This is a genomic window from Vibrio pectenicida, assembly GCA_024347015.1.
In the GTDB taxonomy this organism is placed as follows: domain Bacteria; phylum Pseudomonadota; class Gammaproteobacteria; order Enterobacterales; family Vibrionaceae; genus Vibrio; species Vibrio pectenicida.
Window position 1 is genome coordinate 39612 of record AP024891.1, and the last position, 20532, is coordinate 60143.

A 20532-nucleotide genomic window follows, 5' to 3' on the forward strand; every position below is an offset into this window, starting at 1 on the left:
ATATGTCGCCATTCTTTTCACTAGAATGGCGACTAGTGGTCCCAACTTCCAAATTGATTTGACTCTTTACCAAAAAACCATGGCTTATCTTCCGTTTTCCGTCTCAACTTAGAACTGGCTCCTTCATTTAGACTCTTTAGTGCTTGTTCAGGAGGTATACTAGTTCCTTGACACAAAAGAGCATTTTGACGAGCCGTTTTATCGTCTTGGTAATGTTGATACCAACGCTGTATAAAAGCTTTCATTTCTCTTCCTTAACCAGGTGCTTATTTATGATACAATACGCGTATTTCAATTTTTTTCAACCAGCCGTCTCTTGTTCCAACCAGACATTAGTCAGTTCAAACCCTTCAGGGGTAATGTTAAGATACCAATCAAATTCATACTTCCTGCGCATGATGAGACCTTGATTTTCAAGTGTTCGACAAGAAAGCCGAAAGTTATTAGGGTGCACGGCTTTGTCCAACATGACATTAACAGCGTGATTCAAACTCGTAGATTTTGCTTCCGTAATGCCTCGAATAAACCCACTTCTGAGTCTCAATAAAATCTCTTTTTGAACTTGGCTGAGCCGATGTTTATTATCCGTCATAAAAGCTTATTCATTGCTGCAATGAATAAAGAATAGCCTTATGGCGATAGTCGCGCAAGTCTTTGCTAAAAAACATAAAACTATCAGTATGAAAGAACAATAGCGACACAAAATCTATATTGAAGTAATAGCTTTATTTACCGTCTTTGCCAATCAAAAATGGACATTTCCGTGTCAGTGAATCTGCTAATTTAGATATGTACGGATTACTTCTAGTATGGTGAATCGTGCCATAGTCGTTTGTTAGTTTTTTATATGCTCTTCACATTTTTGAACTACCAATTCCACTAAAGCACCAATTTTGTCGTCGCTATATGCTAATTGCTCAAGCACCCAAGGATATCGTTTAAAGTGTTCAAACATACCGTATTCTAGCTGAGACTTCTCTATCACAGGTTGAACTGGCACTGATGGAAAGTGAGGCACTATTGATGTTAACTCTTGAGGGATACTCTTCGGGCTTGAGATATCAGCTACAACAAACTTTGACAGCAACGCTAACGTGATAACTGTTTCGGTTACATCTCTATTACTTGGGCCATCAAAATCGAAAAGTACAGGAAGGTAACCTTTTGACTCTAGTTGCACTTTCATTGTATCAAGAACGGCTTTACGTTCAGGTGTAAACCTACCAAGTATAAGAACAACCTTGGAAGTAATTGTATCAATTACATCACGTATTTTTGAGTTGTTGACTAAAAGAGAGATAAACTGAGCTAACTCTATTGTCGGAACAGTTATTGATGTTCCAGACTCTTCAATATAAATACTGCTTTGCTGGCAGTTTTCAAGTGATAAGTCCCATGCTGAAACTCCGTATACTCTGGCTCCATTAATAGTGGTATCATTAAAACAAGTTTTAACCAAACTCATATTACTCAATTTTGCGTCATCAAGGTTCGAGCCTGTGAAATTGGTTTCTTCCGCTGAACAATATGACAGGTCGGCTTTAAAAAAATTACAGTTTATAAATTCTGCCGAACCAATTTTCGTAACAGCTAAACTACTCCGTTCAAAATTACAGTTATGGAAGTATGAAAAACAAAGATCTGAGAAATGAAAATTGCTACCTGCAAACTCACAGTTAGTGAATGTCGAATTTCTTGCTGTAATTCGATTGAGATTTGTCTTTCGCAGGTCGAAGCCTACAAAGGCTGGCATGTCAAACATTGATTCGTATGTATGCAGATCACTTTCAAAATCAGCGTCCGATAAATCAGGGGCAATATGTGGATACTCTTGTCTCCACTTGTTCCACACTTCTGGCCCTTGTTTGAATATGTCTATCTGTTCTTTTACTGCCACTGAACTCTCCTGAAAACTAACGCCTTGCTAAGGTGCAGCTAACTGCCGAGAAGCCCAAGCAAAGCCACGTAAAGACTAAAGCCAAAATGCCAAAGGTTAGCTGTCACTCTTAAGCAATTTGTTAGGTGATAATTTCTGACAGCAGTTCTTCTGCCGTTTGAAAGTCAGCTTCAACATTCAACCAAAACTTTTCGTTCAACCTAAATTTCTTGTGTTCACCCGAATAGAAGTTCAAAACCACTCCATCTTTAGCATCTAACGTCATTTGACCGTGAGCAAATGCATTTCGTACTTCCATAACTCTTTTAAGAGCTCCTTGTAGCTTACTAGACTTCTTACCTGACAAGCCCTGATGTTCAACGCAGACTTTTTGAACTAGTTTTTTCTTGAAACTAAACTGCATAGCTGAAGATTCTAGCAATTCTTTTTCAAATAGGTGCCTTTTGGGGTCGAACCCACAGAACTTTCCGAAAAAGAAATCTGTTAATACCCGTTCCATTTTCTGTTCCAAACACAGCGTAGCCCAAACAATAGTCGAAACATTTGACTTTGATACAGCTAATGCCTCCATTCCCTCACTATCGATACCACCGAACTCCACAATTCCATGTTCATTTGGAGGTGTGTCGAAACTCAGAGGAATAGATACTGTATTTGTTCCTGGTAATTCTGTTTTTCGCATATATAACCTAACGACGCGCTCTGCGGAAAATTTGGAGCGCAGCGGAAAACTTGTCCGACAGCAGCGCCTTGTTAGGCCTAACCTTCAGCAGTGCCTTGACCCATTGATGTGGACTCTACTATCGAATATTTACAGCTATATTCCAGAAAGCTAGCGAGTTCCAATAAATCAATATTATTTTTCTTTATATCATTTGGATGTATAACAATGCGCAAACCATCGCAAAATGTATGTTCAGATGTAGACGCTATAAATGATTTCACAATTTCTTGAAATAACTCTTCGCGAGTAGCTGATACACGCGAAAATCCTGAACCCAATATTGGTACATTTAGTACGTCTTTTTCTCCATTGGAGCCAAGGTAATTCCAAAGCTCTGCTAGAGAAACTCTGATATTTTCGATGTTGCTCTGAGCCACTCCATTTTCATTTACATCTGCTAGAGCGCAAAAGTACCCAGTTCTTTTATTTGCTCGTACAGTTACCGTTGTTCCAAATTCTTGTCTATCACCAGAAGTTTGACCTTGGATTACATCGTTCAAAGCCTGATGATTGGTATAATACTTTTTGGTAAATATGCCTTGAATGCTACGCTCTGAAATTACATCTGGAGATGTCACGAAGGTTGTGTTTGAACCCACGACAATAGGCCCTTTTTGCTTAAATATGTCACCAGATACGAGCTCCATCGTTATATCTTTACCGTCCAATTTAAAACTAAAACCCTTCTTTGGGATTAATCGGAATATTACAATTACAACCCCCACAAGAAGAAAAAGCCACCAATATCCCTTGACTGAGTCTGCTGCCTCGTCAGTAGCAAAGAAGCTAGTTGCTTCTACAATGAGCCAAAGCATCCCAAAAACATGTAGAAGTTCCGATATTGTTATTTTCAGAAATTTCATCAGATACCAAGCTCTTGATAGACTGAATCTTTGTAATAATACGGGCCGCTTTCTCCGTTCGATTTGTGCGTAGAGAAGCTCTGTGGCCAGTTGTCCATGGCGTACTCAACAGCGGACTGTTTAAATGGTATATGAATGGCAAGGGCGTCGCGAAGCACAGGAGGGCAACGGTCATTGTCCATTTGCTTTTTGCCATTAAGGTTAACTGCGATAATAGGCAGGTCGCTACTTATGGCCAGCTCAATTTCCCATTTTACGAACTTTGTTAGATAACGTGTGCTTTCGCCAATTAGTAGAATCAGACAATTTGCATTAGCCATTCTCTGACGCAAGCGCCCCTTAATAGTTTGTTCCATGCTGCTATCTCTAGCTGTATTAAGATCATGCGCGTCATAGAAGTTAAAGCTTACATGTTTGCTGCTCTTCCAAGCCTTCATTAAATAGTAATAATGAATATCCTTGTCGCCATCAAAAGCAATGTAAGTCTTGTTTCGGTATGCCATCTCTGCTCCTTGAGCTTAGATTAATTTGGGCCTAACGCTTTATAGATGGATTTTTTCCATCTTTGCATTCCGTCTATGTTGCTGCCATTCATTATGAAATTCAACAGGTATCAACCTTTTGTGTGAATCGACATATAGTTACGGGGTCGATCTACGGAAAAATTCCGTATAAAACACCAAAGTACGGATTAGATTAATTTGGTCTATCGGAATACTGTGCAGATGTTCCGAGCGTTGGTTCTGAGAAGGAATGGGGCAAAAGTAAGATTCGTAAACTTAATAGAGCAACCCACAGGCTGCTCGGCCATCTGACTATAAAGTCTGATTACACCGTGAGAGATTGCATCTAGGCTCATTCATTTTCAGCCTTCTCCAATTTTATTATGGATTGGTGCCATTAGGTCACTCAAGTAACGCGGTGAAACGGATTTCTTCCGTTTGCTCTATACCGTTGTTGTGGCACATCATTTTACCCGCAATGAAGTCATCTGAAATGTACGTAAATTCGTAGCGTATGTTGTCACCGTATTTGGCTAATACCCTATTATTATCAAAGCGCACATTCGCTGCACATGCCCTATACCTCCCACTACGAAGAATTGAGATTTCCCTCTGATGATTAGTGACAAGCGTCGTATTGTAATAGGTGTCACCTTCCAATGACACATTCATACGAAACCTCTTTCCTTTTAAACTTTCAAATTGTTCTTCGTTGATTAAACCTCGCCCAAGGCCAATTAACTGAGAATATTTAAGTTGTCCGCTAACCGTAACGAATACCAGTTCATTGACACCATCACCATTAAGATCTGCTAGTGAGAAATTCTTGATGTCTTCTCCAGGCAAGAGTTCTCTTGGGTCACTGACCACATAATCTGAAGCAAAGAGGCTTGAGGAAAGTAATGCTGTCACTGAAAGTGCAAAGATTGATTTTCTCATATTGAATACTCCCGTTGTTTGAGTGCGTGCAGAATGAAAATAGAATCAATAACAGCATTGCGGTGCCAGAAGTTGATATTTGCGACTTAATCCATGTTTGTAATGAGAGTTGTGGCTGGGCGTTTTCATCGAAAAGATGGAGGGCTGATGGCTTGATGGTGTGCTGGTGCTTCACATCCTTCATCCACCAAGGTATCAATACATTATCGGCTTTTCGCTTTTCCTTATCTCAGACTTTTGCTACTCTTACGAAGTTCAAAACGTCCGTCACTCACGTTAAGCGGTGTCAAGCACACGGTTAAAACCTTAAATGCCTCTTGGAAGCGTGTCGCGGTCTGACTCAGTCAGATTGAAGAGATTACCCCCCTTCTTTATCGAGAGAAGGAACACAGCGGGCCTTCTGCTGTGGTCAACACAATCAAACCCATTGGGAATAACATTCCCATTGGTGAAGGTTGTTCCCTAACAATGGAGCAACCTTATGGAAACACAACCCCTACCCTGCTCGGGAATGATACCCAGTGTTCATTCTGCACCTGCTCAACCTTTGGTTGATGTCACTGCGATAGCGAACTCTGCTGGAATTCATGCCGATTATACAGGAATAACCCTAACCACATGGCATCAAGCCATTGATGTGAAAGAGTGTGCAATCACTTTTAATCGTGATAAACAATTGCATCGATTGTTGGTTCTGGCCAGACGAGCGGCATTAGCCGCTTCATCCGGCCAAACCATCATCTTTACCGTTGCGTGCCCACCTTCACGAGGCAGTACCTATCTCCATCATCCCCTCAGATTAACATTACATCTGAGTCAGACGGAGCAAGGCACTCACCTCATTATCCAAACCGAATCAGAATGTCAGCATTCTGTCCATTAACCCCCACTGAGAGGCCCCCAGTGGGGGCCTGTTGTACTGTAATCAGGAGTAAACATGGTTCAAATTACTGGCACTCTGAACATTAAAACCATCACCGGACGTTACGGTGATTTTAACGTCGGCAACTTAGAGTGCGAACTGGGACAATTCGCTATTCGTGACGCGATGCTAGAGGAATACACCGAAGGGACGTACCAAGGTACGTTTGGTGTCACTCGTATCTATGCCGGAAGCTATCAAGCCCGTCAACGCATCGTCATTGAAGCACGTGCAGAGTTGTCAGCGATTTGGTTGAACGATTACCAAGAAGGGCCACTACCGGAACCTGAATCCCTTGAAGCTGAACCCCAAAGTGCGGATCAGCCCGATTCAGAAGTGACGCCAGAGGTGGAGTCTAACCACGATGAGTCCTCGACACATGCACATTTGGCTGAGGTATTCGGCGATCTGTGGCCACTCGGTGAGCAAGTGGGCGATATCGTCAAACTCGCCCCTGAGGTTGGTCGAGAGCGAATGACTCAACAATTGGCGTTTTTGAAGCGAGACGTCGATGGTGAACGCCGCTGGCGTTTCGAACCTCGAGCGCAACATTGGATCCGTATTCGACATGATGAGGTGCCTTTGTTATGGCCGTAATGCATCCAAGAGTCGCAGGGAACTACTTAAAAGATGGGTACTACCCAACCGATGAGGCCACGATATCAAAGCTTTCTCGCCTGTTGGTGTGTTTGCCTGGTCATCACCGATTTCTCGATCCGTGTTGTGGTGAAGGTCTCGCTATGGCTCAGCTACTGCGTGAGATTGAGGGGGAAGCGGATTGCCGGATTGATTCTTTTGGCGTCGAACTTGATGCTAAACGGGCAGCATTGGCGAAACCGAGGCTACACCGACTCTTACACAGTAACGTGTTTGATACGATCATGGGCGCGGGGAGTCAGAGCTTTTTGTTCTTAAACCCGCCCTACGGAGATTTGGTGAGCGATCAACTGAGTAAGACGCAACGTGCGATGGCCAGACTGGAAATCCAGTTTACTCGCCGCGTATTGCCGGCGTTAAAACGCGGAGGCTTGTTGGCTTTAGTGGTCCCTTCGACGTCCTTGACGCCAGCGTTTAGCCGCTTTTTGTCCGAACGTCTTGATGATGTGCGAGTCTTTCGCGCTGAAACGGACCGATTTAAACAAGTGGTGCTGCTGGGTGTTAAGCACGACCAACGAGGAAAAGCCGCAGAGCAACGTCAACATGTGGTCGAGCATTTGACTCAAATTGGTCAAGGTGAACGTCAACCGAGCTCAATGCCGGAAGGCGTGAGGCTCTATCAGATAGCTCCCCTATCACCTCAACCTTTTCGGTTTGAGAAAGTCAGTCCATCAGTGGATGAGCTCAGGGAGGCGTTTGAGGCGCATCAAGGATTGTGGCCAACCTTTGATTTGACGTTTGATAAACGCTCGCGCCACTTAGTGCCGAGGCCATTAAAACGACTCTCGCCTTGGCACCTTTCTTTGTCGCTTGCGGCAGGACAGGTGGCAGGTCGTGTGGTCAGCAATGATGGTAAAACGCAGTTATTAGTAAAAGGAGGGACGCAAAAAGTCCAAAAAACTCAGACTCAGGTCGAAGGAGACCAAGTCGTGACCACGAAAGTGGATCAATTTGTGCCCCTCATCAGGGCCATACACATCACCCCAGGTCCGGCCTTTGGCCAGATAGTGGTGATACGCTAACTCACGGCAGCTTTGTCTGCCATTCCCCCGACTGGGCCTCTTTCCCAGTCAGGGGAGGTGCGCTCAATACAACAATGACGTTACACCACTTTTAGGAGAAAAAATAATGAACGCATGTCCTCTGATTGAATGGGAAGAAGGGCTTTATCTCGATGCTTTTGTGACGGATAAAGACCACCATGTGCAATTCCTATCCCTGTGGGGTCGGGATGGGCTGGTCCAACACTTCTTGGCGTCCTTAACTTTGCCGATGAGCGAAGGCGGATTGAAGGTGAAAACCCTCACTCTGTCTGACTCACGTCGGTTTATTCTCGATTTTGCCAAAGCAAAGCAACTCAAAAAGCACACCACTCGCTTGGATAAGTACAGTGAAGTCGGTGAATGGGTACATTTATGGCTCTACGATGAGAGCCTGAATCAATTACAAGGCCAATCGTTGACCTTGTTAACCCAGATGCCCCTCAGCTGGTCGTTACTTTGGCCAACCGTCAAACAGGTCTGTCATTTGCCGCTTCTTGATGGTTGGCAAGTGCCATTAGGACGTTTACTGGATGACTACTGGACGACTTTACCCAGCTTTGGTGTCTGTGGGACCCAATTATCATTGCCTATCGAGGAGATTGAGCCTCTGGTGATGCAAGGCATTCAATCCCTTCAATTGCAGTTTGATTCAGTGGAAGAGGAGTGTCTCTAATGGAAACGATTCACTCACCTTCGACAGACATCGCACCAACGCCGGAAGTGATGACGTTAAATGCGTTCATCGATAACTTTGGTGAAGGGCTATTGGATAACATCGAACGCGCGCACCCGCCTCGCTATACGACCGACAACCCTCTTCGCCGCGCCTACCTATCGACGCTCAAGCGTGCGCCCTTTGCGGCGCAGGCGGAGGCCATACAAGCGATAAGTACGATGCTCATTGATGACCACGCGCCAGCGGGGATCATCAATGGCGAAATGGGAACAGGTAAAACGCTGATGGGGATAGCCGCGACGGCAGTGGCCTATTCAGAAAATAAGGCGCAGCGCTTTTTAGTGCTGTCGCCGCCGCATCTGGTCTATAAATGGCGCCGTGAAATCTTAGACACCGTCCACGGGGCGAAAGTCTGGGTATTAAACGGACCAGACACCTTACTTTCTTTATTGAAACTAAAGAGAGCACAGCCACATGATGGTCCGGAGTACGTCATTTTAGGTCGCGTGAGAATGCGGATGGGTTATCACTGGTCGCCGGCTTATCGCACTCGGTCGGTCAAGATTGAGGTGGGTCATGATGGTGTTGCAGCTCAGCACGCTTGGGTTAAACATTGTGTATGCCCAGACTGCTACACTACGGTCCGCAATGATGAGAAAGACCCTATTGCACCGAGTCATTTCCCAACAGACCGGCAATTGGCCTGTGAACAATGCGGGGCCGCACTTTGGACCTTGAGACGTCAACGTCAGAACCAAGGTGTAGGTGACACGGTCAAACGCGCACTCCAAACGTTGCCCACGATTGGTAAAGTAACCGCGGGGCGACTGTTGGATAATTTTGGTGAAACCACATTAGCCAAGGCTCTGACGGACAATGTGTATGAACTGGTGAATTTGCTTGATGAAGATGGGGAGTTTGTCTTTAACCAACGTCAGTCTGAGCGTATTGAAAGAAAGTTGGCCAAGACGCAATTTGCGTTTGGGCAAGGGGACTTTCAAGCCAGTGAGTTCATAAAGCGTTATTTTCCTAAGGGCTTTTTTGACTGGCTGGTCATCGATGAAGCGCATGAGTATAAGAATGCGGGCAGTGCACAAGGTCAAGCAATGCAAGTGTTGGCCAGCTGCACCCGTCAATGTCTGTTACTCACTGGCACCTTAATGGGCGGGTACGCTGAAGATCTTTTTTACCTACTTTGGCGGACCATGCCAAGCGTTATGATGAACGACGGTTATCGTTATCATCGTGGCAAGCTCGGTCGGGCCGCGATGCAGTTCTCTCAGGAGCACGGCATCATCAAAGAAGTGATGAAAGTCAGTGAGGAAGGGAATCACAAAACCGCCAAGGGGCAATCCCTTCGTATCAGTCAAACGAGAGCGCCTGGTTTTGGTCCTTTGGGCGTGGCCAAGTATGTGTTGCCATACACGGTGTTTGTTAAGTTGTCGGATATGGGCGAGGGGGTATTACCAGGCTACAAAGAATACTTTGAAGAAGTCCTGCTTACCCCTGACATGGCCTCTCATTATCAGGAAATGGAAACCGACTTAATGACTCGGCTCAGACAAGCGCTGAGGGCAGGGGACCACACCTTACTTGGTGTCGTAATGAATGCGCTGTTGGCTTGGCCAGATTGTGCGTTTCGTTGTGAAGAGGTCAAACACCCCAGGTCTCAAGAGGTGCTTGCCTTCATCCCTGCACTCTTTGATGCTGATACCCCCACGCCCAAGGAGGAGCGATTATTGGAGATGGTGTTAGACAATAAGCGCAAAGACCGTAGAACTTTAGTGTATACCACTTACACAGGTAAACGTGATACGGCTTCTCGATTGAAGGCATTGATGTTGGAGCAAGGTATCCGTTGTGCCGTGCTCAGAGCGAGTGTCAAAACCGAAGACAGAGAAGATTGGATATTGGAGCAAGTCGATAGGGGAATTGACGTCATCGTCACCAACCCTGAGTTGGTTAAGACGGGGTTAGACTTGTTGGAGTTTCCTTCGATCATCTTCATGCAATCTGGTTTTAATGTTTACACCTTGATGCAAGCAGCGAGACGCAGTTGGCGCATTGGCCAGACAGAAGACGTGGATGTCACTTTTTTGGGGTATGCGGAAACGGCGCAAATGTCTTGTCTCAGTTTGATGGCTAAGAAAATTGCGGTCACTCAATCAACCTCAGGAGAAATGCCAGACAATGGTCTAGACGACTTGAATGGTGATGGTGACAGCGTTGAGGTCGCGTTGGCTAAATCGCTGTTGAACCAAACACGTTCTTGTTGAGGGTTTGTGTTGTATCAATCATTACGCTATGAAAGGTGCTGACTTCGGTCGGCACTTTTTTTTTGGCCATTTTATCGTACTAAGAAAAAGAAAAGGAGCTGGGCCAAAGGAAAAGGATGGAAGGGAAGGGTTTTCCCCAAGGGAAAAGCCCTATCCAGAAAGGAAAAAGGATTTACAACTTCAAAACCTTCGGCATTCACACGCGTGAAACCATAATGAAAAATAAAATTATACATTATAATCATTAAGTTAGTGTGTGATAATTGTCGGCATTATTTCATAAGCTCTTTAATGAAATCTTTTATTTTATTACGCTTATCTTCTGGCACTTTACGAAGATTTATCACAGAAGAGTCTTTACTTTTTACTAAAAAAGTAACACCTCCCCCAAGCTTCTCTAACTTAGGTAGCTGCTTATCAGCTTTATTTGACTCACCCTTTGATTTTTTAAGTAGTTGTTTTACTGAAAATAAAAGAACAGCGAGAACCATTTCTGTATGTTCTTCAGGCGTATTAGACTTGCTTAATACATCTGATAGTTCATCTTGAATATTATTTATGAAGTCTTTCGGTGACAACTCATTATTTCTCAGGATGTTCGCAATCTCTACTAATGCCCTCGTATCTTTTTGTGTGGAGACTAGGCTTAAATCTATAAAAACATCTATTATTTCTTCAGGTAACTTAGCTGCATTAAGACACAAAGATACGTAGCCAGTCGAAATGCCTTCTTTCTCAGCTAAACATTTAGCATTCGGGTACACATGGCTATCAAGTTTGGCTTGATAATATTTTCCCCACTCAATATACGATAACTTTCTTTTTTGCTCTGAGATACGAACAATTTCTTCCGCATCTTTTAAGGAGATCTTACTATCGGCTACCTCAACAGAAAAAGTACAGTCTTTAATCATGGCTGCTTTTCTACGTCTAGAGCCATCTACAATTTTAACTATCCCATTTTCCATATACCCAATGGCAGGGTAAAGCTGACCAACTTCAATACTAGACAATATATCTTTTAAGCTTTCATCATTTAATAAGTCTTGGATTCTTATATTTGATGAATCCACAGCAGTACTACTCTCTATACTAGCTTTCCCAGTAAATGAATGTAGTTTCAAATCAACTGTTATCCCAGATGCAAGGTTCAATGTCCTAGTGGTATTATTCTCTAAAATGGTATCTTCTGAACCCAAAGAACCAGCCTCAACAGCCTTTTTTCTTTTCTCTAGTCTTAATGCAAGTGCGCTTTTACTCATAACTGTTCCTATCAATTAGATTTATGATAATGCATTAACATTTCAATAAGTTCTTGTGCCCAGTTAGTTGCTGTAGTCAAGGCTCGACTATAAGCATCTTTACTACCTGTGTAGTCCTTCTTTAGAACAGAAAAAATAGTTGAAGAACTATCAGTACAACGCTCATAGGCTTCCTCCGCTGGTAAGGAATGCTTCATTACGAATTGATGTCCAAATATTTCATACATCTCAGTTATAGCACTTTCATATATATCAATATCGTGCTGTTGTTTATGGCTTGTATCTTTAGATGTATATGCCCCAATAAACCTCAAATTTTCTAGTGACATTCCATCAGTTACCATATCTGATAAAACCTCTGGAAGTCTCTCAACAAATCGAATGGTTGAGTCCCAGTTATAGAAAGTTGGAGGAATCGGTATAACAATACCGTTAGCAGCAGCTAAACAGTTCTTCATAACCTTGTCCATATGGGGTCCAGCATCAAGTAAAATAAAGTCGTAGTGTTTAGAAAGAGGTTTGATAATTCTCTCTTTTAGAAGGTTAAAATATTTTTCACCATTACATATTTCTTCTGAGTCTAGATCATCAGCTAGAAATCCATCAGCTGTACCACAAGGCAATATATCCACTCCTGTAGTAGATGTTTTTTTAATGCCATGATTAATGAGATCTTCTTTAGTTACACCGACAGTTGCCATTGCTAGTATTGAAGTAAGATCAGAGTCAGATATCTCAAATCCAGGAAGAAGCTGTTGAGTACTTGTTCCCTGAGGGTCTAAATCAATCACAAGAACTCTGTTTTGAAGTAAAACATATCGATCTAAAAGCTTTAATGCATCAGCGAGCATATTAGTGCCTAAAGATTTACCAACGCCTCCCTTTAAATTCTGTAATATGCACACAAAGCTATCAAGGTTACCATCTCTATATTTCTGAACACCTAAATAATCAGCTACTTCGTAACAGTTCTCAATACTTAATTTATACTGATTTGTTGAAGTTTTTGGAAAGTTGCAACCAGCTTCTCCCATCGTAAGCATTACATCTTTTAAGGTATTCATTGCTATAGGCTTATTAGTAAATCTAAGCAATCGTTGAAGTTCCCTCTGTGAATATGTTCTGCTAGTAACTTCTTGCTTAACTTCTTGTTGAATCTGTGATCGTACGATCCTTGAACTTTTAGCTTTTTTCCCTAATTCGTTTATCTGACTCAATAACATTATCAATCTCCTTTCTGAATTAGCATTTTGACTCAAAAAAATGAGTTTGCAACATATTTTTGTGTTAGTGACAATGAAACGCGACATGGTTAAAATATCATCTTAGATATTTTTATCATGTCGGGTTGCCACAAACCTCCTGTGAGGTGAAGTGGAAGGAAACTAAAGATCCTAACGGATCTTAGTTTCTTTATTTCTTAGAGTAAGTCCTAAATTATCGTATTCTGCATGATTGGTATCGTATTCTGCATGATTGGTATCGTATTCTAAGTGGTATTTGTAGTACTCTACGTGATGTTTATCGTAATTTAAGTGTTGGGTATATAGTATTCTGAGTTTTAATTATGGTAATTTGAGTGATTTATGTAATACTAGCTAATAATGAATAGTATTTTGCGTGAAGATCAGCTTGTCATACATATAGTAATCTGCGTTTTCTTTGATCTTAAAGCATTTTAAAACGGGAACCAATACTATAGTAATCTGCGTAAGTTCATATTGGGAGCAATAGAATGGGTAAAGATTTAGGTAATATCGTTGTCCATGAAGAGTCAGAAAGGAAGAACGCTTTTATTTCTTCACTTTTATACTCGAGAGCAACGGTGTTCCACCCATCATTAACTTTAACAAGTTTCATGAAAAAAAAATTGGTTGAAGTTGCTGAGAATGGAGGTACTACATTTGATACTCCTCTAGGTACATCAATTATTTCAAGTTACGGAAATAGTTATAGAGTTGATTTGTATGTTGATTATCTCCTACAAGGACATCGCGACTTATTGGATACTTTACTAGCTTATGCTACAAAGATAACTCTTGATAAAAAGTCACGTGAACAAGGCCTTCCCTTTACTTGGTCATCTGTTCTTAAGACCATATCTGGAATAGAGGTGGTATCAGAAAATCACCCTTACAACATTATCGATGACCAATCTTCAATTGTTCTGTCTATGAGCATGTATGAGTTAGCGATACGAATGGGATTGACTCCTCATAGGACCAATTATAAAAAGATAGAAGATCGTATAGCTAAATTGTTTGCTGTTTTCTTGACAGTTAGCCAAATTGACGATGATGGAAGCTTAATGGATAGGAAACCTCTTAGGTTTATCAAAGATTTTCGAGTCTGTTATGACCCATCAAAAAATAAAAATGGGAAAAATAAAGGGAATGCTGTTGCCAATCATGTCTTTGTTATCTTAGAACGTTCATTACTGAAATCTATAAAGGATCATGGTTTCTTTTTGAGAGAAGAACAGTTTTTGATGGCTAACTATAGTCAACCTTCTATTCGGAGCTTTTTAAAGTATCTGAAAACTCACAAGAAGCAGTTTGCTTCCGGAAAAAAGTTAGATTGGATGATGGAACAGTACATCCAATCAATGGCTAGCCCTGTGGGTATAAATTTCAGAACATCACTAAAGAAACTAATCTTAGATTCTGAAATGATGAAGCAAATAGAAAATGACTTTTATATTCAAATTCGTATGAAGGAAGATGGTCAATTGTACCTATATTATATTGGTACTATAGAGGAAGAGAAGTAATGATTATTCCTAGTAACGTACCTCAATTAATTAACAACCATAATAATGGTGTTAGCAAACCGGAATACTCGTTGAATGGGCTACTGTCTGGACATTTGGGAATGCTCATTGCGGCTCCTGGAATAGGCAAGTCCCATCTTGCCATTAGTATTGGTATGGAGCATGCTAGCTCCCAAAATTTTTTGGGAGTATCTTCTAGAATAGAACCTAAAAAAACTTTAATAATATCAACAGAAGATGACTATTCAATTTTGGGAGAACGTCTTGCCAATAAATACGCTGAAATTGATAATATAGTTAGGGAAGAAATCGATAATAATTTAGACTTTCTATCAGAAATTGAACCTCTGGTGATACCTCCTTCTAGTTCGCCAGCGGAGCAGATGAATCACCACCAATACTTGTCAGAATTAATATCAATAATGAAAAATTACGACCTTGTTATTATTGATACTGTGACAGAAGCTATAGGGGCTTGTGATGAAGTGAAGGACGATCGACTCATAAAGAACACATTTAAGCAATTAGCTAAAGAGTCAGGTGCTTCTATTTTATTGGTTCACCATGTTAACAAAGACGAAATAAGAGGTAAACAGGCTATAAATATGGCTTCTGGAGCTGGCCTAACAACTGTTATAAGGCTAGCAAAGCTTATAGTCTCTTTGTACCATGACGGTTCAAATTTAGTATTGAACTATGTGAAGGCCAATCACCTTAGCAGAGATGAGAGAAAGTTAATTAGGTTAACAGATATTAGTGAAGGAAATATTATTCGAAGATTAGGCACTAATAACCCTACCTATACTTCATCAGAAGGAAATAATTTTAGAGCGCTGAAAAATTCAGGACCTCAAAGAAAAGTAATCAATAAGGTTTTTCAGGAGCCACCAAAAATAGAAGTCCCATCGGTTGTAGAAGAGGGTGATGATGAAGATTTATCAGATGTTTTATAGAGAATTATTCTAATAAGTCTTCTATACGTTGTATAACATCTAGCTGATTATTATCTAAATCAGCAATTTTTTTTATTATATTGAGTTTTTTTAATGGCACCTCTAAAGATACATCATCGGAATAAAAATCACGTTCGCTAACCCCCAAAATTTTACAAAGTTTTACTAAGTTTTCTCGTGTGATACGTCCATCTTTTTTCCACCTTCCTACACTTACGCGAGAAACACCTATTTTTCTCGCGATTTCGGAATCACTTTTTCCACTACCATCTATATGAAGTCTTATCTTATCCCGAAAATTGAGCAGCATCTCTTCTTAACCAGCAATTATCTACAACTCAAGCATAACTAAAAATTTATCTCGGTGGAATTGAACTTTATAAGTAACAATGTTACATTTTGAGTTACTGAACTAGCTCTTTAAAAACTTACTCAAACCACTTCGCTTGAACACTGACGTATCTCTCGTGATTCGTTTCAGGCACAGATGTTTCACTTTATAGGATTATCGTTGTCTATAATGATAGACATAACAACATAGACAATTGACAGTTGGCGTATTTTTTATGTGATTTAGGGGTAGAAATGCCAGATAAACGCATTTTAGAGCACGCTCAATCAATTTCGAACACCAGTTTACCCGAGTTGTCCTCGAAGCAAGCGATAGCTTTGTTACTGAGTTTGATGTACACCCGAGAAGAAATTTGCGAATTGATGAATATTCAGCCATCAACATTGCGAACACATCTTGAGCGTGGCATGAAAACGATGAAAAAAACTCAGGGCATTGATGATGCTGATGAGCTTGCCTACATCGTTTTTAAACGTCTTGCTCAAGTGCTGCAATTTTAATCATAAAACACCATGCTGTAACGTTTTTACCTCTGTTTACATTGAATTATGAGATATTGCCCTTTTCTTGTAGACGCCCCATAGAGGGGGGGACACGCTGATTTTCATGTAATTGACTAATCGCGTAAAATAGATCCCCTAAAAATATTAAAAATTATTATTCATCACTAGGAAATGTTCACATTTCACTGGTGAGAAAAACGTCATTGGCTCTTTAATAATCAACCTAACTCAATAAAGCGGACCTCATACCTTACAAGCGGTATATTGGGACAACATTCAGTCATTTGGATGCGTGTCTAAGAACTGGGTCAATCCATCACGGGTTGATACGGTTTGGGTCAATTCGTTTTAAAGACTCACAGATGCCGATATTACAGTTTGTTGAGGCGACTGCTCTATGGTCAGGTTTTGGCCCTATTCAGAGCATAATGTTCATCGTTGAACTTAATCAGCAACAAAACACAGACATCACCACCGATTATTCCATCGATTTATTGAATAGTGTACACAGTGCCACTTCACGATTTTTCGTGAGTGGATGATAGAGTTTTGCTTGCATTTTTTTCAGTGATACCTAGACTGTGAACCATATTCACTGATGTGGATAAGAAAAGCACACGGCTCAGCCTTAAATGCCCCTTGGAAGCGTGTCGCGGTCTGACTTGGTCAGATTGAAGGGATCATCACGAAAAACCTCGACGTTTTTCTTCGGACGCCCTGTCGTTGTATGACGCAGCTAAGCGACCACACCAATACCATCAGAGCACGTTGTCATAGACAGCGAAGGCTTGTGTTTATTCACTGTCCTTTTTGCTCTTTACAAGCCAAAAGAATCGATGGCGTATCCAATGCGTGATAAGCGCAGCGTGTACGCCGATGACGTCGATTTCTATACCCAACAATTGTGATGAATTCACAGTGATGTGCCTCTATCCGGCACTCTGTTCGCGCACCTTGCGTTTTCCTTGGTGTGTCTGGAGTGGTTTGAGTTAGGTATGCCTGCGCGCGTCTGATAGTGAGACGCGAGTAGGGCTGGGCAAAATGAAAATGTTGTCTATCTCGATGCTGCCATGCGGTATCACGGCTTAAGAAGAACAAAAATGAAATGGATGCAGACCTTAGATTCTTTCCTTCGTTGGTGGGGTGAAGAAGAAAACGCAGGGTTACCAAGACCTACTGTACTGCCCGAGGGCTTTTTGGCTCCGATATCAAGGGAAGCCTTGTTGTCGGACTCGCGTATACAAAGCAAACTGGTGACGTTAAAGCGCAGTGGCATAGGCTTGCCCTATGAACTTTGGGACACCTATGTGATTGATACGGTGGTCAGTCTGGCGTCGTATGTCCAAGCATTGCCCGCGTCTCAATATCATCATCATGCGTACCCTCAGGGGCTGTTGTTGCACAGTCTCGATACGGCGATTTATGCGCTGAGAGTACGACGTAACTATACGCTCCCGCCCAATGTTGAACCGGAAGATCGGATCTTTCGTGAAATCATTTGGGTATACGGCGTGTTCCTGACGGCTTTACTTCATGATGTGGGTAAATTGTTTGATTTCGAGATCCAGTTATTGGGTGAGAATGACCAACCCATGACTTGGGATTACACCACGCCTATCACCACACCGTATCGTTACCGTTATTTCGATGATCGCCAGTATGAGACTCACCAAACGTTAGCAGGATCGTTACTGTCACGGGTCATATCAGCAGAGCCCATGAGAGCGTTAACCCATGATCGATTTTTATGGGCGACGATGGCGGCGTGTCTCACAGGACAACCTCAAGACGACAACGTCGTGGCCGATATTGTCAGTCAAGCCGATGCGGCGAGCGTTGCTCAAGACTTAGGCGCGGAAGGGGAGGCCATTTCTGAGGCCGCTGAACAAGCTGCCGCAGGGTATACGCGTTCTTTGTCGGGTCAACTCCGCACCACCTTAAAATACTTACTTGGATCTGGGAAGCTGCCGCTCAATCGAAAAGGGGCTGAAGGGTTTGTGTTTGGGGATCACGTTTACCTGGTGTGCAAACCGATTGCCGATACCCTGCGGGCTCAGTTGATGGAGCGAGGGATACGTAATGTGCCTAGCAACAACAGCAAGCTGTTTAATGAGTTGCAACAATCAGGGTTGGTGGTCTCAGGGGACGATGGCCAAGCTATTTTTCGTTGTGACATCCATCTGTCTGACAGCGATTGGACACAAACGCTCACGTGTTTAAAAGTCGCCTGGCCATCGTTATTGCCTGACGCCCATTTAGTCCCCTTAACCGGACAGATCACCGAGTTGCCGCCTGCTTTGGAAGAGCAGAATGACGTCACCGCGCCGAGTATGGCTAATGTCGAAGGGGTATCTTCTGAGTCGGATCCAGAGAGAACGCCGATTGCGCTTCCTGTGTCTTTGGGCGAGGCGCCCACTGGAGTGGCGTCTTCGATGGACGATGAACTGATGCAATTGGCGATGGGGTTGGCGACGCCTTCTGTCGCCAACCTAGAAACAAACCGTCCCTCACTGGACGAGCACCATCAACCAGTGACGCCGTCACTCAAGGCGTCCATTCTTCTTCGTACCTTATCGCTCACCGACGCTTCCGATGATCAGCTGACTGACGCGTTTCTGGAATGGGTAGACGCGGTCATTTGTGGTGGTGTTCATAAAACAAACACCCAAGGCGCTTTGTTTCATCGAGTGGGTGACTATCTTGCGGTCTCATCACCCAATGTATTTCGAACCTTTTTGAAAGAGCGTACCGCTGGCGGTGACTATGAACAGCGTTATCCAGGTATACAACGTACTTTGGGTCAAAAGGTGGTCCTTAAGCCTCAGTCTACGGGACAAACGATACATCGTATTGGCGTAAAAGGTGGCGATAAGCCGCTCAACATGATGCTGTGGCCACTGAGTGACAAGCTTAGAGCGCGGCTTTCAGTAAACCCTGCTTTGGAGTGGAGTAACGATGAGTAAGATTGATATTGATTTGGAGATTTCACGTAACTTGCTGATGAAAATCACGGAGATGAGTATTTCTCCTGAGCATCGTCAGGCCCTCATTGATCAATACGGTGTTTCCCCACAAAGGCTGCGACATATGGCGTCGATGAGCGCCGCTGATATTTTAGAAATGGCTCGCTCTCGTCAAGCGCAGGGGGCGGCGGCGAAAATACTTGAGCAGTGTTTGGGAACGGCGGTGCCTAGCGAGTTGGTTCCGTACTTAGAGTTGAATGCTTGCCGCGCGTTTATCCGTCATTTCTTTGGGGGGACTGCGAAGCAATACGCGTCTTGGGCGGCCAAAGTGCCCATCGACGAGGGCCTTCGCCAGCGAGTGGTGCCGCCGGATAAAGAGGCCGAGGTCTATCACCTTCTGTGTGAGTACGCCGGCACATTTCAACGCTCTGGTTCGTTTTGCAAAGAGCCGAACGTGGTGGCATTGACACACCAAAATATCTTGGGCATTGCCCAAACCTGTGAGATTTCGATACGAGCAATTTGGTCTGAATGTGAGAAATGGAAGAAGTTATCATGATGAAAGAGATGGTGTTGTTTACTCATACTGTCACCCGCCTATGGGATGTCAAACCCAAGTTTTCTAAAAGCTACGCTGAATTTATGTTGGAGCGTCTGACCGCATTGGAAATCGCGACAAAAAAAGACGATCCCTATGCGGACTTAGCTTTGCTCAATATCGAGCAAGCCTTGTATAAACTTGAATCCGTGGCCAAAGAAGGGCTGGCCGAAGAAAGCGATCGCGCTGGTGAGGCCAGCTGGCTGGATTTGCAGGGGCGCTGCCTCTCACCCGATCGCCACACACCGGCCATGGGGTGGTTAATGCTGCGCGTATTTGGCACGGTAGATCAGGCGTTGATTCAAAACATGATTGCTTTTAGAACGGCCAACGTGACACGTCCAGCGTATGAGAAACGCAAGAGCCAGTTGGTCAAAGCGCTGCATACGATGATGAACGCTTTTCACCGTTATAAGTTTTATAACTCAGGATTGAATCGAGATACCTTGACGCAATCAACGCCCAATCCCAAACGTGACAAAGTGATCAAGCGCCTTGGTGTTTTGCCGCTTGAGATAATGGATTCCATCGAACGCGCAGATCACGCTCCTTATATTACGAGAAGGCATTAACGTTCGTGTCGGGATTAGCAAACACCCATGTGATAGGGCTGTCGCCATCACATCAGGCA

The 20532-nt window shown here is 43.0% G+C and carries 22 protein-coding genes; 12 read left to right on the forward strand and 10 right to left on the reverse strand.

What is annotated here, in order from left to right; all coding sequences use genetic code 11:
* Nucleotides 1–32: 32 nt before the first annotated feature.
* The 7 genes from OCV27_RS20400 to OCV27_RS20430 form a co-directional block, all read right to left on the reverse strand.
* Nucleotides 33–245, reverse strand: a complete 213-nt coding sequence (locus OCV27_RS20400; RefSeq protein WP_125322320.1) for a hypothetical protein — start codon at nt 243–245, stop codon at nt 33–35.
* 56 nt (nt 246–301) lie between these two features.
* Nucleotides 302–592 (reverse strand): hypothetical protein, encoded by a 291-nt coding sequence (locus OCV27_RS20405; protein WP_125322321.1) that lies wholly within the window; start codon nt 590–592, stop codon nt 302–304.
* Between the two features lie 243 nt (nt 593–835).
* Nucleotides 836–1897: a pentapeptide repeat-containing protein gene (locus OCV27_RS20410; protein WP_125322322.1), complete on the reverse strand. Its 1062-nt coding sequence runs from the start codon at nt 1895–1897 to the stop codon at nt 836–838.
* 121 nt (nt 1898–2018) lie between these two features.
* Nucleotides 2019–2579: a P-loop NTPase family protein gene (locus tag OCV27_RS20415; RefSeq protein ID WP_221740617.1), complete on the reverse strand. Its 561-nt coding sequence runs from the start codon at nt 2577–2579 to the stop codon at nt 2019–2021.
* Between the two features lie 77 nt (nt 2580–2656).
* Nucleotides 2657–3484: a macro domain-containing protein gene (locus OCV27_RS20420; protein WP_125322323.1), complete on the reverse strand. Its 828-nt coding sequence runs from the start codon at nt 3482–3484 to the stop codon at nt 2657–2659.
* On the reverse strand, nt 3484–3987 hold the full coding sequence (locus tag OCV27_RS20425) for a TIR domain-containing protein (RefSeq protein WP_125322324.1): 504 nt from the start codon (nt 3985–3987) through the stop codon (nt 3484–3486). Before OCV27_RS20425 ends, OCV27_RS20420 begins: the two co-directional genes overlap by 1 nt.
* A gap of 402 nt (nt 3988–4389) precedes the next feature.
* Complete coding sequence (locus OCV27_RS20430) at nt 4390–4926, reverse strand: hypothetical protein (protein WP_125322325.1); 537 nt, start codon at nt 4924–4926, stop codon at nt 4390–4392.
* Nucleotides 4927–5407: 481 nt separating this feature from the next.
* On the opposite strand from OCV27_RS20430, the gene OCV27_RS20435 reads away from it, so the two are divergent.
* The 5 genes from OCV27_RS20435 (at nt 5408) to OCV27_RS20455 (ending at nt 10500) form a co-directional block, all read left to right on the forward strand.
* Nucleotides 5408–5809, forward strand: coding sequence for a hypothetical protein (locus tag OCV27_RS20435; RefSeq protein WP_125322326.1), 402 nt, complete (start codon nt 5408–5410; stop codon nt 5807–5809).
* Between the two features lie 54 nt (nt 5810–5863).
* Entirely contained in the window at nt 5864–6445 is a 582-nt protein-coding gene (locus OCV27_RS20440; RefSeq protein ID WP_125322327.1) for a DUF3275 family protein, read from the forward strand.
* The gene (locus OCV27_RS20445) at nt 6436–7527 is read left to right on the forward strand and encodes a DUF6094 domain-containing protein (protein ID WP_125322328.1); all 1092 of its coding nucleotides are present in this window, start codon (nt 6436–6438) and stop codon (nt 7525–7527) included. Before OCV27_RS20440 ends, OCV27_RS20445 begins: the two co-directional genes overlap by 10 nt.
* A 106-nt stretch (nt 7528–7633) precedes the next feature.
* Nucleotides 7634–8221: a hypothetical protein gene (locus tag OCV27_RS20450; protein WP_125322329.1), complete on the forward strand. Its 588-nt coding sequence runs from the start codon at nt 7634–7636 to the stop codon at nt 8219–8221.
* Complete coding sequence (locus OCV27_RS20455; protein WP_125322330.1) at nt 8221–10500, forward strand: DEAD/DEAH box helicase family protein; 2280 nt, start codon at nt 8221–8223, stop codon at nt 10498–10500. Before OCV27_RS20450 ends, OCV27_RS20455 begins: the two co-directional genes overlap by 1 nt.
* Before the next feature lie 272 nt (nt 10501–10772).
* Here the strand turns inward: OCV27_RS20455 and OCV27_RS20460 are convergent, their stop codons facing one another.
* Together OCV27_RS20460 and OCV27_RS20465 are read right to left on the reverse strand one after the other, a co-directional pair.
* A complete protein-coding gene (locus OCV27_RS20460) occupies nt 10773–11762 on the reverse strand; it encodes a ParB/RepB/Spo0J family partition protein (protein ID WP_125322331.1) in 990 nt (329 codons plus the stop codon).
* Nucleotides 11763–11773: 11 nt separating this feature from the next.
* Nucleotides 11774–12985, reverse strand: a complete 1212-nt coding sequence (locus OCV27_RS20465) for an AAA family ATPase (protein ID WP_125322332.1) — start codon at nt 12983–12985, stop codon at nt 11774–11776.
* Between the two features lie 512 nt (nt 12986–13497).
* Here OCV27_RS20465 and OCV27_RS20470 point away from each other — a divergent pair.
* Together OCV27_RS20470 and OCV27_RS20475 are read left to right on the forward strand one after the other, a co-directional pair.
* Complete coding sequence (locus OCV27_RS20470; protein ID WP_125322333.1) at nt 13498–14532, forward strand: DNA mismatch repair protein; 1035 nt, start codon at nt 13498–13500, stop codon at nt 14530–14532.
* Nucleotides 14532–15485, forward strand: a complete 954-nt coding sequence (locus OCV27_RS20475; protein ID WP_337969492.1) for an AAA family ATPase — start codon at nt 14532–14534, stop codon at nt 15483–15485. The genes OCV27_RS20470 and OCV27_RS20475 overlap by 1 nt, the downstream gene beginning before the upstream one ends.
* A 4-nt stretch (nt 15486–15489) precedes the next feature.
* On the opposite strand, the gene OCV27_RS20480 is transcribed toward OCV27_RS20475, so the two are convergent.
* Nucleotides 15490–15795: a helix-turn-helix domain-containing protein gene (locus tag OCV27_RS20480; RefSeq protein ID WP_337969493.1), complete on the reverse strand. Its 306-nt coding sequence runs from the start codon at nt 15793–15795 to the stop codon at nt 15490–15492.
* Nucleotides 15796–16070: 275 nt separating this feature from the next.
* On the opposite strand from OCV27_RS20480, the gene OCV27_RS20485 reads away from it, so the two are divergent.
* The 5 genes from OCV27_RS20485 to OCV27_RS20505 all read left to right on the forward strand — a co-directional run bounded on the left by OCV27_RS20485 (nt 16071) and on the right by OCV27_RS20505 (nt 20473).
* The gene (locus OCV27_RS20485) at nt 16071–16337 is read left to right on the forward strand and encodes a sigma factor-like helix-turn-helix DNA-binding protein (RefSeq protein WP_125322396.1); all 267 of its coding nucleotides are present in this window, start codon (nt 16071–16073) and stop codon (nt 16335–16337) included.
* A gap of 365 nt (nt 16338–16702) precedes the next feature.
* A complete protein-coding gene (locus tag OCV27_RS20490; protein WP_125322395.1) occupies nt 16703–16882 on the forward strand; it encodes a hypothetical protein in 180 nt (59 codons plus the stop codon).
* Nucleotides 16883–17440: 558 nt separating this feature from the next.
* On the forward strand, nt 17441–19303 hold the full coding sequence (gene mobH / locus OCV27_RS20495; protein WP_185759808.1) for a MobH family relaxase: 1863 nt from the start codon (nt 17441–17443) through the stop codon (nt 19301–19303).
* A complete protein-coding gene (locus OCV27_RS20500; protein WP_125322393.1) occupies nt 19296–19862 on the forward strand; it encodes a hypothetical protein in 567 nt (188 codons plus the stop codon). Before mobH ends, OCV27_RS20500 begins: the two co-directional genes overlap by 8 nt.
* A complete protein-coding gene (locus tag OCV27_RS20505) occupies nt 19844–20473 on the forward strand; it encodes an AcaB family transcriptional regulator (protein WP_125322392.1) in 630 nt (209 codons plus the stop codon). Before OCV27_RS20500 ends, OCV27_RS20505 begins: the two co-directional genes overlap by 19 nt.
* The last annotated feature ends 59 nt before the right edge of the window (nt 20474–20532 follow it).